This window comes from Geothrix sp. SG200 (genome assembly GCF_022808935.1).
Lineage (GTDB): Bacteria > Acidobacteriota > Holophagae > Holophagales > Holophagaceae > Geothrix > Geothrix alkalitolerans.
Genome location: NZ_JAKZFR010000001.1, coordinates 1,186,825 through 1,202,680, shown reverse-complemented (window position 1 = coordinate 1,202,680; position 15,856 = coordinate 1,186,825). Strand labels below are relative to the sequence as shown.

Genomic DNA, 15,856 nt, shown 5'->3' with positions numbered 1-15,856 from the left:
CCCCGACTGGCCCTACCTGCGCGCCATCCCTGATTCGAATCCTCCATACGCTCCCCAACGAAAACGACCGCCTGGCGGGACCTCGGTAGGGAGTGCAAGCGAAAGGCCCGGTTATGCCGGGCCTTTCGCGCGGGGGCCCGGGGGTATGCGCGAAGCGCGGAACCCCCGGACAACATTGGTTGGGGAGGAAGGATTCCCTCCGCGTCATCCTGCGGGTGACGCTCCGGCCGCAGGGCTGGCTGCGCACGGGCCTCCGGCTACCGCCGGACCGCCGGGGACAGCCCCCGGGCTGTCCCCGGCTGGCCCTACCTGCGCGCCATCCCTGATTCGAATCCTCCATACGCCCCCCAACGAAAACGACCGCCTGGCGGCGGCCGTTTTCGTTGGGGAGGAAGGATTCGAACCCTCGGTACGCAGGATCAAAACCTGCTGCCTTACCACTTGGCTACTCCCCAGGCGGAAAGGCAAGCATAGCGCGGGTTCGCGTCCCGCCCAAGCCCTCAGGCCCGGGGTGCGGCCTCAGGAGCTGGTCTTGGGGGTGAAACCGAATTCCTCGACGCTCAGCAGGTCGGGACGCACCTGGGCGGCTTCGCCGCGCTCAAGGCGGCTGAGGGCGCGGTGGCCGGTGGCGGCCTCGTAGGCCAGCAGCACCTTCTCCTCGATCTGCTCGCGGAGGGGGTTGTTCAGGGGGTAGGCGATGTCCTTGAAGCTGCCGTCCCGCTTGCGGCGGCTGGGCATGGCCACGAAGTAGCCATCCTCGCCTTCCACCACCCGCAGGTCGCCCACCAGGAAGCAGTCGTCGATGACCAGGGCCGCGAAGGCCCGCAGCTTGTCGTCGCCTTCCACCTTGGTGATGCGGATATCGGTGATGTTGAGCATGGCGGTCCCCGGTTCCTCGGCCTCCGTCCTTGGGGCAGGGCCGATCTCCAGGTTAGCCGATCTCGATCCAGCCCCACTGGCGCCCGGTAGTCTCGCCACGGCGGTAGGAATAGAGCAGGTCGGGGCGGCACACGGTGCAGAGGGCCACGCTGCCCTCCTTCGCGGGATCCAACCCGAGATCCAGCGCCTGGGCGCGCAGGAACCCGTGCAGGTCGAGGTGGGCCTTGCCGGAGGGGCCTTCGCTGTGCAGGGCCTCGTGCCAGGCGGCGTCCTGCCGGGCGGCCTCGACGACCTCGTCGCCCACTTCGAAGTGGCAGGCCAGGATGGCGGGACCGAAGGCCCAGACGAGGTCGGCCGGGTGCCCTCCCAGGTTGCGGTAGCGTGCCGTGCCGCGGCGCAGGATGCCGCCGCCGGCCCCAGGGTCCCCGTGGCCTGTGGCGCCCCGCCAGCCCGCATGCAGGGCGGCCGCCCACGGCGTTCCGTCCGCCAGCGGCCCCGCCAGCAGCACGGGCACGCAGTCGGCCACGCGCACGCCGATGCGGACGCCGGGTGTGGTGGTCCAGAGGCCATCGCCCTCCACAACCCCATCCGTGGCCTCCACGATGCCGCAGCGATGCACCTGGTTCAGGCGCCGGGAGGGCAGGGCCTCCGGCGGATCAAGGCGGGTGGAGAACCCCCAGATCAGCGGGAAGGGGGGCTGGACGGATGGGACGAGCAAGGCCTCAGCCTTTGGAGCCGAGCTTGGCTTCCAGCCACGACTTGATGCGGTTGGCGTCGCCCAGCCGCGAGTACTTGCCCCAGGAATCCAGCAGCACGATGAGCACCGGGCGGTTGGCGAGCATGGCCTGCATGACCAGGCAGCGGCCAGCCTCCTCGATGTAGCCGGTCTTGGAGAGACCGATGTTCCAGCGGGGGCTGCGCACCAGGGCGTTGGTGTTGGGAAACTGGATGCTGCGGCGGCCCGACTGGAGGGTGGTCTCGGGCCGGGTGGTGAAGTCGCGGATTTCGGGATAGCGGTAGGCCGCTTCCATGATGCGGGCCAGATCGTGGGCGGTCGCCACATTGCCCGCGGAGAGGCCCGTCGGGTCCTCGAAGCGGGCGGCCTCCAGGCCAAGGGCCTTGGCCTTGGCATTCATGGCGTCGACGAAGGCGGAAAGGCCGCCGGGGAACGTGCGGCCAAGTGCGTGGGCGGCGCGGTTCTCAGAGGCCAGCAGGGCCAGGAGCAGGGCCTGCTCCCGGGGCAGGTGGGTGCCCACGGGCAGGCGGGACCTGCTGTGGCGAAGCATGTCCATGTCGTCCCGGGTGATGGTGAGCATCTCCTGGGGATCCAGGCGGGCGTCCAGCAGGACCATGGCCGTCATGAGCTTGGTGAGCGAGGCGATGGGCTGGATGGCCCCGGCCTGCTTCTCGATCAGGGCCTGGCCGGTGCTCTGGTCCAGCACCAGCGCCGAGGCCGACTTGAGCGACAGCTTGGCCTGGGAGCGGGAGGCCGCTTGCAGGGCGGTGAGGCCCACGAAGCACAAGATTGCCAGCCTCTGGATTCCGCGTTTGAATCCCATGCCTGCTCCATGAAGATAACGATTGTCGTCACTCGTTCCTAGTCTACTGGATCGAATGGTCGATTCCTTCAGAGAAAATGGTCAGGGCCAGAGCAGGACCAAAAGGCTGAGGTCGGTCACCGCCCAGGCACCCAGACCCCAGTACATGCCAGTTTCGTGCCGGTGGTCGCTCCAGGCGCGCCAGCCGGCCAGCCAGGGCAGGAGCACGGCCAGCCAGGCGGCCAGGGAGATCCCGAGGGGCCAGAGGTGACGCCCCAGGGCCATGACCGCGGCCCCGAAGAGCAGGTGGGCCACCAGGGCGGCAACCAGGGCCAGGGCGAGGCTCCGGCCCACGCCCATCCGGATCACCAGGGTGCGGTCGCCCCGGCGGGTGTCCTCCGCCACCTGGTAGATCTGGGTCATGGGGTAGAGGGTGGCGAAGAGGAAGGCGAAGCCCCAGGAGGCCCGCAGGATGGCCGCGTCGAAGGGCCGCCCCGTGATGGCCCAGCCCGCCAGGGGCGTGAACAGGCCGAATCCGATGCAGTTGATGAGCAGGTCCCAGCCGGCCCGGGCCTTCATGCGGATCGGGGGCACCGAATACAGCACGCTCATGACCACACAGCCGAGGTTGATCAGGGCGAAGGGCCGCGGCAGCAGGAAGCCCAGCAGGCCGGAGGCGGCCAGCAGGGCGGACGAGAAGGCCAGGAGATGCTCCGGGGGCTTCGGCGGCGCCTTCAGGTAGCCAATGTCGCCTTCGTCCTGGTCGAAGGCGCTGTTGATGGCCAGGGTGCCGCCGTTGAGCAGGGCGACGAAGACGAGCCATCCCAGCAGCGTGGGCGCGGCTTTCAAGGCCCAGCCGGCGGCCAGCAGCGTTCCCAGCAGGAAGTGGGCCGTCATGATGGGCCATTCCAGGGGCCGCAGGTGCAGCAGATAGGCCATGGTCCTGGGGCCCAGGAGGCGCTGGAAGAAGGCCCGGATGGGAAAGCCGCCGGCTCCTGCCGTCACGCGATGCCTTCGTGCCGCAGGGCCTGGACTTCGCCGGAAGGGCGCCGGGGCTCCACCAGGGTCTCCATGGCCGCCAGCAGGTGGGGCACGCTGAAGTCCGTGTCCACGCACATGCCATGGGGCAGAGACAGGGAAATCACATAGCAGGGGATCTCGGGCATTTTCGTGAGGCCCTTGAGCAGCCGGTCCGAGCAGCTGACCGCCACCACCAGGTCGGGCCGGTATTCCCTCGCTTCGCGGTAGGCCTTGTGGCTGCGGTTGGTGATGCGTCCCTCCCAGCGGTTCGTGAGCACCAGGTTCATGTAGTCGCCCACGGGGCACAGGCCGCAGTCGTAGCAGGCCTCGAGATCATCGAGGATGCCGGCCTTGCAGCGGGCCATCTGGATGCAGTGGGGGAGGAGGATGAGGGCCCGCCTGGCCCGGTGCCCGCTGAAGGCCTCGCGGACCTGCTGGTTGTTGTAGCCGCAGTAGGAGAGGATCCAGGCGTCCTCCTGCCCGAGCCAGCGGGCGATGGGCCTGAAGGCATGCGCCCAGATGCTGTCCTGGCGGCGGATCGCCGCCCCGTTCCGGAGGAGGGCTTCGCCTCGCAGGAAACTGGGCCAGGCCGCGGCGAGCGCGGCCACACCGGCCAGCAGCCACCACCCGCGGCCCGCGGAATGGAGCGCCGCCCCCGCGAACGCCACGACCGAGACGGCGGTGGGCAGGCCCCGGCGGACCCAGAGGAAGAGCGCGCCCCGTTCGTCCGGCAGGCTGCCGGGCTGAGGCAGGGCGCGGGCTTCCTTCACTTGGAGGCTCCGGCCAGGCCGATGATCTTCTTGAGATCGTCGTCCTTCCAGCGGAGGCCGCCGCCGAAGAAGACCGTGCGGAGGTCCTTGTTGCCGATGTCCTGGACGCCGGCCTGGACGTAGGCGCCCTTCCAGAACTGGTAGCTGGTGGTGAAGCGGTAGCGCGGATTCGGCTTCTCGGGGCGCTTGGTGAAGTCGTAGGCCAGGACGCCGAGCCGCAGGCGATCGTTGTCCAGGGTGCGGAACTCGATGCCGCCGCCGCCCTTGCCCTCCACGATGCCGGCGGAGAAGACGGCCGCGCCCAGGCGCTTGGCGAACTGCGCGGACACGGTGAAGCTCTGGTCTGTCGTGACGGACCTGGTCTTCTCCAGGACGGTGACGGGCAGGCCCGTGACGGGGTCGAGCTGGGTCACCGTGCGGGTGCTCTCACTCAGCTTCCCGTCGGGGGTGGAGGCAAAGCCCAGCGCGTACCAATAGTCCGGCTTGGGCGCGATCTCGAGGCCGAGGGCCACGCGGCTGTCGTTGCGCTTGTCCCACTGGGCCGCATCCATGTCGAGGCGGAACTCCATCTTGTTGAAGCCGCCCAGCAGACCGTTCACATTGTCCACCGCCTCGTTGATCTTCTTGATGGTGGTCTCGTCGTTGAGCAGCTTGCCGATGGTGCCCTGGCCGTTGTTGATGCGGTCGGTGAGGACCTTCAGGTTGTCCGCGGTGCCCTGGAAACTCTGGGCCAGCTTGCGGACATCCGTCATCACGCCTTTCAGTTCCGGTCGGTTCTCCTCGAGGATGGCGTTCAGGTTCTTGCCCACCGTCTCGAACTGCTGGGCCAGCTTGGGCAGCTTGTCCCGCAGGTCGGCGGTGATGGCTTCGACATTGCCCATGGTGTTGTTGATGGCGGCGTGGTTCTCCTGGGCCATGGACCGGAATTCGGCGGTGAGCACACGGATGTTGTCCACGATCTCGTCGAGCTTCTCCCGGCCCTGTTCCCCGCCGATGGATTCGTTCAGGGCCTGGGTGACGCCCTTCACGTTCTTTCCGATCTCGGAGAGGGTCTCCATGAGGTTGTCGAGGCTCACGCCCGCCTTGCTGGGCAGGGGCTGGCCCTCGGGGAAGAGGCCCTTGGCGCTGTGGCCCGCGTCCAGGTCGATGAACTTCTCGCCCAGGATGCCGATGGAGCCCAGCGACACGAAGGCATCCGCATAGACCGGCACGGAAGGGTCCAGGCCCACCACCACGCGGGCCTTGCCGTTCTCGAGGGCGATGGTGCGGACATCGCCCACCTTCACGCCGGCGATGCGCACGGCGCTCTGGACGTTCAGGCCCGCCACCGAGTCGAAGAAGGTGAACCGCTCGGACTGGTTCTTCTTGCCGCCGATCTCCAGCTTCTCGGAGCGGAAGACCAGCACGGCCAGAAGAACAATGGCTCCCGTGAAGAAGAGGCCGACCTTGGTTTCGGGCTTCATGCTTGGCCCTCCTTGGTTTTTCTTTTTGGCGGGGGCGGATCTTGAAGGAACGGGCCATCCGCGTCCCCCCGCAGGAACTGCTGGATGACGGGATGCGGGTTCACCTTGAAGGCGTCCGGCGGCTCGCAGGCGATGCACTCGCCCCGGAAGAGCAGGGCGATGCGATCGGCGATCTCGAAGGCGGACTTGAGGTCGTGGGTGATGGTGATGGTGGTGACGCCCAGCTCGTGCTTGAGGTCGAGGATCACGCGGCCGATGACGTCGGTCATCACGGGATCCAGGCCGGTGGTCGGCTCGTCGAACAGGAGGATCTTGGGCTTGAGGGCGATGGCCCGGGCGAAGCCCACGCGCCGCTTCATGCCGCCGGAGAGCTCCGCGGGCTTCAGCTTGTCTGTGCCCTTCATGCCCACCAGGGAGAGGCATTCATCCACGCGGGACCGGACCTCCTCCTCGCTGATGCTGAGGTGCCGCCGGAGCCCGAAGGCCACGTTCTCGAAGACGGTCATGGAGTCGAAGAGCGCGGCCATCTGGAAGCACATGCCGATGCTCTGGCGGACCTTGAAGAGCTCTTCCCGCTTGAGCTGGGCGATGATCTTGCCCTCGATGGCCACGTGCCCGGCGTCCGGCGTGAGCAGGCCCATGATGTTGCGGAGGAGCACGGTCTTGCCGGTGCCGGAGCCGCCCAGCACCACGAGGCTCTCGCCCTCCTGGACCTGGAGGTTCACGTTGGACAGCACGACCTTCGGACCGAAAGCCTTGGACAGGTTGACGACGTCGATCAGAGCCATGCCGTCACACCAGCAGGAGTTTGGTCAGGAAAAAGTCGGAGATCAGGATCCACAGCGAGCTGGTCACGACGCTGCTGGTCGGGGCGTTGCCCACGCCCTCGGCGCCGCCCTGGGTTCGGTAGCCCTTCCAGCAGCCCACGAGCGCGATGATCATGCCGAACACCAGGGCCTTGTAGAGCGCGATGCGGAGGTCCCGGAAGGCCAGCAGCTTGTAGAACTCGTGGCTGTAGACGAAGGCGCTCTGGCCTTCCACGCCCACCAGGATGAGGTAGCCGCCCCAGAAGCCGACGTAGATGGAGATCACCGTCAGCAGGGGGACCACCACGATGGAGGCCAGGAAGCGCGGCACGAAGAGGTAGTGGATGGGATCCGTCGCCAGGCACTCCAGCGCGTCGATCTGCTCGGTCACCTGCATGGTGCCCAGCTCCGCGGCCATGGCCGAGCCGATGCGGCCCGAGAGCATGAGGCCCGTGATCACCGGACCGAGCTCGCGGACGATGGCCAGGCCCTCTACCTGCGCGGCCAGGCCCTCGGCCTGGAACTGTCGGAAGCCGAAGGCCAGCTGCACCGCGAACACCATGCTCACCGCGACGCTCGTGAGGATCACGACCGGCAGGGAGTGGACGCCCACGGCCTGGAACTGGTTCAGTAGGTTCTTGCCGTCGAAGGGCCGCTTGAAGATGGCCACGAAGGTCCGCCCCGCCAGCGTGGCGAAGTCCCCCGCGGTATCGAGCGCACTGAGGACGCTGGCACCGGTCTTGTCGATGAAGGTCAGAACCATGGGGCTCCGGGGGCAAAAAACTAGCTTACCCGAGTCAGCCCTTCTTCTGCCGGGCACGGAGTTTTGATGCGCCGCCTTCTTTTTCCGTCTGGGCCGTCCGGCTCAGGGCCAGGGCATCCGCAGGCACGTCGCGGGTGATGGTGCTGCCCGCTCCGATGAGAGCGCCATCGCCGATGGTCACGGGAGCGACCAGCTGGGTGTCTGATCCCACGAACACACGGTTGCCGATGATGGTTCGGTGCTTGTTCACGCCATCGTAATTGCAGGTGATGACGCCCGCGCCGATGTTGGTGCCCTCGCCGATCTCCGTATCGCCGAGGTAGGCGAGGTGGTTGGCCTTGGCGCCGCGATGCAGCTTCGCCTTCTTGGTTTCGACGAAATTCCCGACGTGGACGTTCTCAGCCAGGTCCGTACCCTCGCGCAGCCGGGCGAAGGGCCCCAGCTTGGCCCCGGGGCCCACCAGGGCCTGCTCGATGACGCAGTAGGGCCGGACCTCCACGCCTTCACCCAGCACGGAGTCCACGATCACGCTCCCCTGGCCGATGCGGCAGCCCTCACCGACGCGTACTGCACCCTCCATGCGGACGCCGGGTTCCAGCAGGACGTCGCGCGAGAGGACCACCCGCGGGCCGACGAGCGTGCTGTCCGGATGGAGGAAGGTCACGCCCTCGGCCATCCAGTGCCGCTGGATGCGCCGCTGGGCCGCGGCCTGAAGGGTGGCCTGATCCTGCCGCGAGTTCATGCCCGCCAGCTCCTCGGGATCGCAGACCTCCACGGCCACGGGGAGCTCCCGGGCCACGGACGCCACGGCATCCGTGAGGTAGTACTCCTTCTGGGCGTTGTGGTTGGTGAGGCCCTGGAGGGCCCTCCTCAGGGCGGGCCAGGGGAGGGCATAGGCGCCTCCATTCACGCGCTGCACGGCCAGCTGCTCGGGCGTGGCGTCCTTGGCTTCCACCATGGCCGCCAGGCGGCCATCCGGATGCTGGATCACCCGCCCGTAGGAGCCCGGGGTCTGCATGTCCATGGCCAGGAGCAGGGCTTCCGCGGAGCAGAGGCGGGTCACCGTGGCAGGAGACGTGAGAGGGACATCGCCGCAGAGGATGACCACTTTGGAGGCGCCGAGTCGGTCGAGATCGGGGATGCAGACCTGCAGAGCGTGACCGGTGCCCAGGGGCTCGCCCTGATCCACGACCGTGACGGGGCAGGGCAGCAGGCCCGCCTTCCGCCAGGCTTCGAGCGCGCCCAGGACCAGTTCCTTGGCGTGGTGGACCACCACGATCGCCCCGCCCAGGTCGGGCGGCAGCGTTCGCAGGGCCCAGAGGAGGGAGGGATCGCCCAGGATCGGGTGCAGGACCTTGGGAAACCGTGATTTCATGCGGGTTCCAAGCCCCGCCGCCAGGATCACCGCTACCGTCGACATACTGCCTCCCGTCTCCAGCCTACAACAGCCACCAGGTTCACTCGGTCGGGGGCCGCAACAGCGCCAGCACGGATTTGGCGAAGTCCGCGGACTCGAAAGGCTTCTCCAGGAATGCGATCCGGCGCAGGCCCAGGGAGCCAGGATCCATGGGCAGCGGCTGGCCCATGCCGATCACCAGGGTCGGGATGGGCTGTTTCTGGAAGGCGCGGAGGGCCCGGTGGAAGCGTTCAAGCTTCGGGGTGCGCTCCAGGATCAGGGCATCGGGTTGCGGCTGCCCTCGGCTTCCCCTCAGGAGGTGCGGCAGATCCTCGAAGCTCTCCGATCGCCCTCCCAGAAGGTGGACGAGGTCGGCCAGCGCACTCCGGGCCAGGGGGTCGCCGTCCACGATCCAGAGCATTCGTCCGGCCAGCATGGGGCCATTCAATGGGCGTGCCGGCGTGACCGCGGGAAGGTACACCCTCGGGCGGACTCCCGCCTGGTGGTCCCGCTCCAGCTCCAGCATCCCCCCGGCCTCCAGCACGGATTCCCGCAACCAGCCCAGGCCGAACAGCTCACGGGACCAGCCCCCGGCTTCTCGTGCGGTTTCCGCATGGAGCAGGCCGAAGTCGTGGCCTCCCAGGTCCGCGGTCTCCAGGATCAGGACCAGATCCTCCCGGCCCGTGCGATCGCGGGCGTGGAGCAGCAGTTGGGTCGCGATGCGTTTCAGGGATTCCGGCGCCACGGCCAGCGAGAGGGGCACGGCGCGGAGATCCAGGCTCCGGCCGGGTGGCAGGACCTTCCGGAGGCCGGGAAGCAGGTTTTCCAGCGCTGGCCGGCCTTCCACCTGGCCGCGTGCGGTTGGAGGCGGGTACAGCCGGCCGGAGGCCTCCTTCACCCGCCCAGCGGCTTCGCGGAGAACTCCGTCGGGGGCGTCGGCCAACAGGCGGTCCGAGGCTGCGGAGAGGGCCAGCAGGGCGTTCGCGCCGAGCCTGCGGCGATCCTCGTCGCCGCTGGCGCGGAGCGCCCCGCCAGCCTGCAGGGTCAAGGCCCCGGCGGCGGAATGGGCGATCCACACGAGGCCCATGCCACGATCGAAGGCCGTGGCCTCCAGCAGGACTTCGCTGAAGGTTCCGTCCTCGCTGACCTGAGTCGCCACCACGGAGGCGCTCCCGAACTGGAGGAGCTGGTCCCGGATGGCCTGCCAGACGGGCTGGTCGCCTCCCTGGAAGAGCGCATCCATGACGTAGCCGCGCAGTTGATTGCGGGGCAGCCCCACCAATTGGCTGAAAGGGCCATTGGATTCGAGGACGCGACCCTGGTCGTCCACCAGCCACATGGGCTGGCGGGGATCGAGTCCCAGGGCCAATCCGGGGAGTTCCGCAGGTCGCGATTTCTCGATCAGGGCCAGAGCCATGCGGAGCCCCTGGCCCCGTCCCTCCACCCACGCTCCCTGCTCCCGCAGCCACTTCAGCTGCTGGAGGGCGACCAGGCCGAGAAGCAGTCCCGCGAGGAGGGCCGATGGCCAGGAGAACCGCGGCGCGCCTGGCGGCAGCAGGAGCTGGGCAAGCGCGCCCGCGCCCAGGGTGGCGGCCCCCACCAGGGGCATCCGCAACTCCAGTTGGCGACCGTGGGTCCACCGGTAGGCCAGGTCTGAGAGGACCAGCCAGAGCAGGGCTTCGAAGGCCGCACCGATCCAGAAGCGCACGACCTCCTGCCAGGGCAGGTGGAGCCTCGCCAGGAAGAGGGCGAGGAAGAGGCTCGCTCCGCCGACCCCCACGGCCAGGCGCCTCACCCCCTGGACGCCCTCCCGCTGGGCCTGCAGGAAGAGGGTGAATCCGAACAGGGCGGCGCCGAGCTGGGCCGCCGGCAGGGGCAGGCCGGTGAGGAAGGCCCACGGCTGTGCCAGCACGGCGAGAATGCCGCCCAGGAAGTAGCCATAGCTGAGGCCCACGCGCCCCCTGCGGCGGAAGATCCAGAACCCCAGCCAGGGCGGAAGGGGGAGCAGGAGGGCGGAAACCAGGTCCGCGAAATCCATGGCGTGCATCAGAGGAGCGTGGCGGGCCAGAGACCGCGGAGGGCGTTCAGGCACCAGAGCTGACCTTGAGCGCAATCTTCGAGGGCGATGGGAGCGTGCTGCACCCGCCAGCCCCGCTCCTCCGTCCAGCGGGGGAGGTCCATGCGCTCCGCCACGCTGGCCACGCGGCCTTCGATTGGCGGCAGGGTCAGGAATTCTTCACGCTCCAGGGCGACGGTGGCGATGGCGCTTTCGGCCAGGGTGCCGTCCGGCCACAGCAGCAGCGCATCCTCCGCCCCCTGCCGCCAGGCCTCGGAAAGAACCTGGGGCCGCCAGGGGCCGGAGAGCCCCTTGTGGAGTGCCAGGGGATCGGGCCGGAGATCTCCCATGGGATGCGGCATGGGCGCGAGCCGGTAGGGCGCCGTGGCCTGGGGAAGAGGCTCCAGCCGGGCATCCAGGAGGTTGAGGTCCAGGTGGAGTTCCAGCCGCAGCGCCGCCTCGGGAGCGGCATGGCGCTCCAGCCAGCGGCGGAGCTCCCCGGCGGCCTCGTCCAGCCACGCGGGAGATCGGCCCAGGGCGCCAGCCCCAGCCTGCAGGCGATCCATATGGGCGTCCAGGTGCAGGGGCGATCCGTGGCGCACGGGCAGCGCGGTGCGGGGGATCGCGCCGGCATGGACGTCCACGCCGGACAGCGTGGCGCCCGGCCCGAATTCGGCTCGCAGAGCCGGGCTCAAGAGCCGACCACCTGGGCGGCCCAGGGTTCCTGGCGGGCCCGCCCGGCGAGCCGCACCCCCAGCGCAGCGGCTTCGAGGAAATTCCTGGGATCCGCCGCCCACTTGCCCGCCTTGTCGAAGGCGGTGCCGTGATCGGGGCTTGTCCGGATGAAGGGCAGCCCCAGGGTGAGATTCACCGCCCGGGCTGGCTCCAGCAGCTTGATGGGGATGAGCCCCTGATCGTGGTACAACGCCACCACGAGGTCGAACTCGCCCGAGACGGCGCGATGGAACAGGCTGTCCGAGGGCAGGGGGGCCGAGAACCGTGGCGCCGAGGCGGCTTTGGAATCCCTCGGGAACGGGGACGGGAGGTCGGCGAAGGGACCCGCTGGCCCCGCTTTGCGAAATGCGGCCTCGGCTCGGTCGCGGGCTTCCGCCAGCAGGCCTTCCTCGTCCCCGAAAGCGCCAGCCTCACCCGCATGAGGGTTGAGGGCGCAGAGGGCCACGCGGAGATCCGGATTCCCCGTGAGCCGGATGAACTGGTCTGCCGAGAAGGCCAAGGTCTCGGCCACGGCTTCCGCGTCCAAGTCCTCCACGACGGAGCGCAGGCTTTGATGCACCGTATGCAACACGACGGACAGGCGAGGGCTGACGAAGGCCATGCGGACGATGGGCGCGCCGGCCAGGGTCTGGAGGAACTCGGTATGGCCGGGAATGGGGTACCCGGCGAGATGCGCGGCGGATTTGGCCATGGGCAGGGTTGTCAGGGCATCCACGCGGCCGGACAGGGCCATGCCCGCAGCCCATCGGATGGCTTCCACCGTGGCCCGACCGGAAGCAGCGGAGCCGCGGCCCAGCTCCAGACGCTCCACGCGGATTTCAGGGGTGGGATCCAGCCAGAGGGCGGTGGCCGACCCGCTGGGGTCGCCCACTTCGAGGCCGCAGGCCGTTCCCAGGAAGCCTTCCGGAGCGGGGGCCGGGGCGTCCGTCCACTGCCAGAAGGCGCGCCTTCCCTCCGTCCCCTGGAGCAGGTCCACACCGGCTCGGGAGCCTACGACGGTCACGTTCCCCCAGGAGCGCAGGGTCGGCAGCGACCTCAACAGCAGCTCGGGCCCGATGCCGCAGGGATCCCCCAAGGTGATGGCGATGTGCGGTGGGCGGCTCATGGTGGTCCCGGTCGGGCGCTTCCATCCTCAGTCGTAGGCGGGGATCTCCACCTCCGCGTTCAGCGCCTCCTCCTTCTTGGTCGGGCGGCTGCGGCGGATCCGGGGCTCCTCCTCCTGCTTGTAGATGTACTTGATGTTGTGCTTGGGCACCAGGACGTTGGGTTCCTTCACCCGATTGATCTTCAGGCAGTGCTTGTCGTACCACTCGATGACGCCACGCACCTTCTCGTCGTCCTGGAGCACGATCACCATCGGCGTCTTGGACTGCATCTGCTTGAGGTAGTAGAAGCTCTCGGCGTTGGTCTGTTCAGGCGGCGCGATCTTGCGTCGGGGGCTTCCCAGCCCCTGGGGCGCGGTGGCCGCCGCCGGATTGACGGCCGGATTCGGCTCTCCGCCCGCAGTGATGGGAGGCGGTACCGGCGTCATGACCTCCCCGCCGCCCCCCTTGGCGGGGATGCCCAATTTGTCCTTGAGTTCGGTGAGGTTCGGTCGGATGAGCTTCCGATTCATGGCAGATCCTGGCCCGGTGGGCGGTGCGGGGGCATGTCAAAGGCATTGGCGTGTGGCCATTCCTTCTCAAGCCGGGCGGTGCCTGCGCAATGGCAGGATCCAAAAGCCGTAGAAGGGATGAACCACTTTGGCAGGTGCCAAGTGGACCCTGCAAGGGTGTGTCTTGATTTAGATGACGGAAAGCTGCCGGAAGTTTACGCCTGATCCTTGTGCTGTGCCAACGGCTCTGCTTGGTGACACACGGGTAGGAAAATCCGGACCCGGGTGCCCGCTCCAGGGCGGCTCCGGACTTCGATTCGCCATCCCATGGCCTCAGTGAACTTGTAGACCAGGCTCATGCCCAGTCCCGACCCCTCCTCGAAGCTGCCGGAGAAGGGCACGAACAGGCGATCCAGCTGCTCAGGGGCCATGCCGCAGCCGTTGTCTTCCACTTCCAGCCGGACCTGCCCCTCGGAAAGGCTGGCGGTGAGCCGGACCTGGGGCCGTGGTACACCTTTCACGGCCTTGCGGGCGTTGCTGAGGAGGTTCATGAGCATCCGGTGGACCCCGACCGGATCCACAAGGATGAGCGCTGGAACCGGCTCCGGCATGTCCAGGGGGAGCCCTTCGGTCCGGGGGTCCATCTCCCAGCTCGCGCGGGCTTCTTCGAGAATCCTGCCGAGAGGGAGTATCTGGCCTGGGCCGGCTTCTGGCCGGGCGAAATCGAGGAAGCCCGAGACGATGGCGCCCACCCGCTGGGATTCCCGGTCCAGGATGCCCAGTACGCGCGACCTGACATCCTCAGGAGCCTCCGGTCGCCGCAGCAGCTGAACGCATCCGCTGATGGAGGCCAGCGGGTTCCTGAGCTCGTGGGCGAGGCCGGCCGCCAGCTGCCCGATGGATGCCAGCCGCTCGCTGATCCGCGTGCGCTCCTCGAGGGCCTTGATTTCCGTCAGGTCCTGGAACAGCAGCAGTTGACCCGTTTCCTGGCCGTTGGGGGCCCGGAGGGAGGTTAGATGTCCACCCAGGATCTGGGGAGGACGACCTGCCACCGGAAGCGCCACCTCGAAGCGGTGCTGAGCTGGGAGGGGTGGCGCCAGGGGAAGCACCTCGTGGACGGGGCGGCCCAGGGGCACGGGATGGCCCAGGATGGCGGTCGCGGCGGGATTCGCCGACGTGATGCGTCCATCCAGATCCAGTGTGATGAGACCGGAGGACATGGACTCGACGACTCGGAAGTGCAGGGCCGACAGCTCGTCCACGGTGGCTTCGCTGGCGCTGAGGTCTGTGCGCAGGCGGTCGAGGTTGCGGCGGATGAGCACCACCACCAAGGTGGTGGCGAAGATCTGCAAGGAGGCGATGCCGAGCAGGAAGGGCAGGTGCGTGCCATCGGGATCCGTGGTTTCGCCCGACAACCCGAAAGCCGGAAGCAGCCCGAAGGTGAAGCCCAGCACCAGGATGATGTGGGTGATGGATGAGACGACGCCCACCCAAACGATCTCCGAAGTGCCCAGGTAGAAGGCGGAGGCCAGCACGGGGAAGATGTAGAGGGTGGAGAAGCGCTCATGGGCCACCCCCTGGTACGCGATCACCAGGGTGACCAGGGCCAAGTCCAGCACCAGGTTCCACCAGATCCAGGGCAGGGCGGGCGTAGGGAAGATCTGGTCCCGGGCACGGAGGCCGAGGCTGGCCTCCCAGATCGACTCGAGAAGCAGCAGCGCCAGGCAGGTCAGATACAGATCCTCGCCTGCGCCCACGACGCGCCCTTCGGCGGGCAGGGCGAGATGCAGCACGAGCAGGCCGAAGCTGGCGTAGAGCCGGAAGGCGAGTGGAAGGAACGGCTGGCTGGCGTCCGGGGCGCCCAACCGCCCCAATGTGCGCTGGAGCATAGGGTCCAGCATGCCCGAATCTGGCATCCTAGGACCATGCCTGACCCTGCCCCCGTTCCCTCGCCTTCCCTGCGCGCCGCAGGCATGCGGCAGACGCCTCAGCGCGAGGGGATTCTCCAGGTCCTCCGGAATTCGGATCGTCCGCTCACGGTGGAGGAGATCTGGGAGCGCATGCCGGAACGCCGCTCGGGCCTGCCCACGGTGTACCGCAACCTCGAACGCTTCGTGCAGGAGGGCTGGGCGGAGAGCATCATGGGCCCGGACCAGGTGATGCGCTTCGTCCGCTGCGACTCGCGTCGGCATCACCACCACCTCCAGTGCGAGCGGTGCGGTCGCACGGTGGAAGTGGACGCGTGCGGTCTCGACGAATCGCTGATCGAACTCGAGACCCTGTCGGGATTCCGCATCACCCGGCATCAGCTGATGCTGTTCGGACTCTGCCCTACCTGCCGATCCGAAAAAGACCGTTGACCGTATCGCGCGCCATTGCTAGTCTTGATGTCTCACGCGGGTGTAACTCAGTGGTAGAGTGCAACCTTGCCAAGGTTGAAGTCGTGGGTTCAAATCCCATCACCCGCTCCACTCCACCCGGGCCGCGCAAGCGGCCCGGATCATGTCAGAAGCCTCATCGCACCAAACGCAAGGCGCCGTAGCCAAGTGGTAAGGCCCGGGACTGCAAATCCTGTATTCATCGGTTCGATTCCGATCGGCGCCTCCAACCAGCCCCCGCAAGGGGGCTTTTTCGCGTCGATCGGAATCGAAGTCGCGGATGGCGCGCAGGTAGGCCCCGCCGGGGACGCCACTCGATGTGCCGTCCCCGGCGACCAGGGCCGTGCGCAGCCAGCCGCGCGGCGGGAACCGGATTCCGATCGGCGCCTCCAACCACCCCCCGCAAGAGGGCTTTTTCGTGCGCCGATCGGGGTCGAAGTCGCGGATGGCGTGCGTTC

The 15,856-nt window shown here is 68.1% G+C and carries 15 protein-coding genes and 3 tRNA genes; 3 read left to right on the top strand and 15 right to left on the bottom strand.

Annotated features, from left to right (window positions below; translation table 11 throughout):
- Positions 1-383 precede the first annotated feature (383 nt).
- The 15 genes from ML539_RS05340 to ML539_RS05270 form a co-directional block, all read right to left on the bottom strand.
- A tRNA-Gln gene (locus tag ML539_RS05340) sits at positions 384-455 on the bottom strand.
- A 64-nt stretch (positions 456-519) separates the two neighbouring features.
- Complete coding sequence (locus tag ML539_RS05335; protein ID WP_243321351.1) at positions 520-879, bottom strand: SpoVG family protein; 360 nt, start codon at positions 877-879, stop codon at positions 520-522.
- A 52-nt stretch (positions 880-931) separates the two neighbouring features.
- The gene (locus ML539_RS05330; RefSeq protein WP_243321348.1) at positions 932-1,597 is read right to left on the bottom strand and encodes a polyphenol oxidase family protein; all 666 of its coding nucleotides are present in this window, start codon (positions 1,595-1,597) and stop codon (positions 932-934) included.
- A gap of 4 nt (positions 1,598-1,601) precedes the next feature.
- Complete coding sequence (locus ML539_RS05325; protein WP_243321346.1) at positions 1,602-2,438, bottom strand: serine hydrolase; 837 nt, start codon at positions 2,436-2,438, stop codon at positions 1,602-1,604.
- Positions 2,439-2,519: 81 nt separating this feature from the next.
- Positions 2,520-3,422: a UbiA family prenyltransferase gene (locus ML539_RS05320; RefSeq protein WP_243321344.1), complete on the bottom strand. Its 903-nt coding sequence runs from the start codon at positions 3,420-3,422 to the stop codon at positions 2,520-2,522.
- The gene (locus ML539_RS05315) at positions 3,419-4,207 is read right to left on the bottom strand and encodes a DUF116 domain-containing protein (RefSeq protein WP_243321342.1); all 789 of its coding nucleotides are present in this window, start codon (positions 4,205-4,207) and stop codon (positions 3,419-3,421) included. The genes ML539_RS05320 and ML539_RS05315 overlap by 4 nt, the downstream gene beginning before the upstream one ends.
- Positions 4,204-5,670 (bottom strand): MlaD family protein, encoded by a 1,467-nt coding sequence (locus ML539_RS05310; protein WP_243321341.1) that lies wholly within the window; start codon positions 5,668-5,670, stop codon positions 4,204-4,206. Before ML539_RS05310 ends, ML539_RS05315 begins: the two co-directional genes overlap by 4 nt.
- Positions 5,667-6,458: an ABC transporter ATP-binding protein gene (locus tag ML539_RS05305; protein ID WP_243321339.1), complete on the bottom strand. Its 792-nt coding sequence runs from the start codon at positions 6,456-6,458 to the stop codon at positions 5,667-5,669. The genes ML539_RS05310 and ML539_RS05305 overlap by 4 nt, the downstream gene beginning before the upstream one ends.
- A 4-nt stretch (positions 6,459-6,462) precedes the next feature.
- The gene (locus ML539_RS05300; RefSeq protein ID WP_243321337.1) at positions 6,463-7,239 is read right to left on the bottom strand and encodes an ABC transporter permease; all 777 of its coding nucleotides are present in this window, start codon (positions 7,237-7,239) and stop codon (positions 6,463-6,465) included.
- A gap of 34 nt (positions 7,240-7,273) precedes the next feature.
- Positions 7,274-8,659 (bottom strand): bifunctional UDP-N-acetylglucosamine diphosphorylase/glucosamine-1-phosphate N-acetyltransferase GlmU, encoded by a 1,386-nt coding sequence (gene glmU, locus ML539_RS05295; RefSeq protein ID WP_243321336.1) that lies wholly within the window; start codon positions 8,657-8,659, stop codon positions 7,274-7,276.
- Between the two features lie 37 nt (positions 8,660-8,696).
- Complete coding sequence (locus tag ML539_RS05290; RefSeq protein ID WP_243321335.1) at positions 8,697-10,682, bottom strand: PAS domain-containing protein; 1,986 nt, start codon at positions 10,680-10,682, stop codon at positions 8,697-8,699.
- The gene (locus ML539_RS05285) at positions 10,682-11,386 is read right to left on the bottom strand and encodes an aminotransferase class IV (protein ID WP_243321334.1); all 705 of its coding nucleotides are present in this window, start codon (positions 11,384-11,386) and stop codon (positions 10,682-10,684) included. The genes ML539_RS05290 and ML539_RS05285 overlap by 1 nt, the downstream gene beginning before the upstream one ends.
- Positions 11,383-12,531, bottom strand: coding sequence for a 4-hydroxythreonine-4-phosphate dehydrogenase PdxA (locus tag ML539_RS05280; protein WP_243321333.1), 1,149 nt, complete (start codon positions 12,529-12,531; stop codon positions 11,383-11,385). Before ML539_RS05280 ends, ML539_RS05285 begins: the two co-directional genes overlap by 4 nt.
- 27 nt (positions 12,532-12,558) lie before the next feature.
- On the bottom strand, positions 12,559-13,041 hold the full coding sequence (locus ML539_RS05275; protein WP_243321332.1) for an LSm family protein: 483 nt from the start codon (positions 13,039-13,041) through the stop codon (positions 12,559-12,561).
- Positions 13,042-13,235: 194 nt separating this feature from the next.
- The gene (locus ML539_RS05270; RefSeq protein WP_243321331.1) at positions 13,236-14,921 is read right to left on the bottom strand and encodes an ATP-binding protein; all 1,686 of its coding nucleotides are present in this window, start codon (positions 14,919-14,921) and stop codon (positions 13,236-13,238) included.
- 24 nt (positions 14,922-14,945) lie between these two features.
- Between ML539_RS05270 and ML539_RS05265 the strand changes: the two genes are divergently transcribed.
- From ML539_RS05265 to ML539_RS05255, 3 genes are all read left to right on the top strand, one after another.
- Entirely contained in the window at positions 14,946-15,380 is a 435-nt protein-coding gene (locus ML539_RS05265) for a transcriptional repressor (RefSeq protein ID WP_243293660.1), read from the top strand.
- A gap of 36 nt (positions 15,381-15,416) precedes the next feature.
- Positions 15,417-15,491 (top strand) — tRNA-Gly (locus tag ML539_RS05260).
- 61 nt (positions 15,492-15,552) lie between these two features.
- Positions 15,553-15,627: transfer RNA gene (locus ML539_RS05255), tRNA-Cys, on the top strand.
- Positions 15,628-15,856 lie beyond the last annotated feature (229 nt).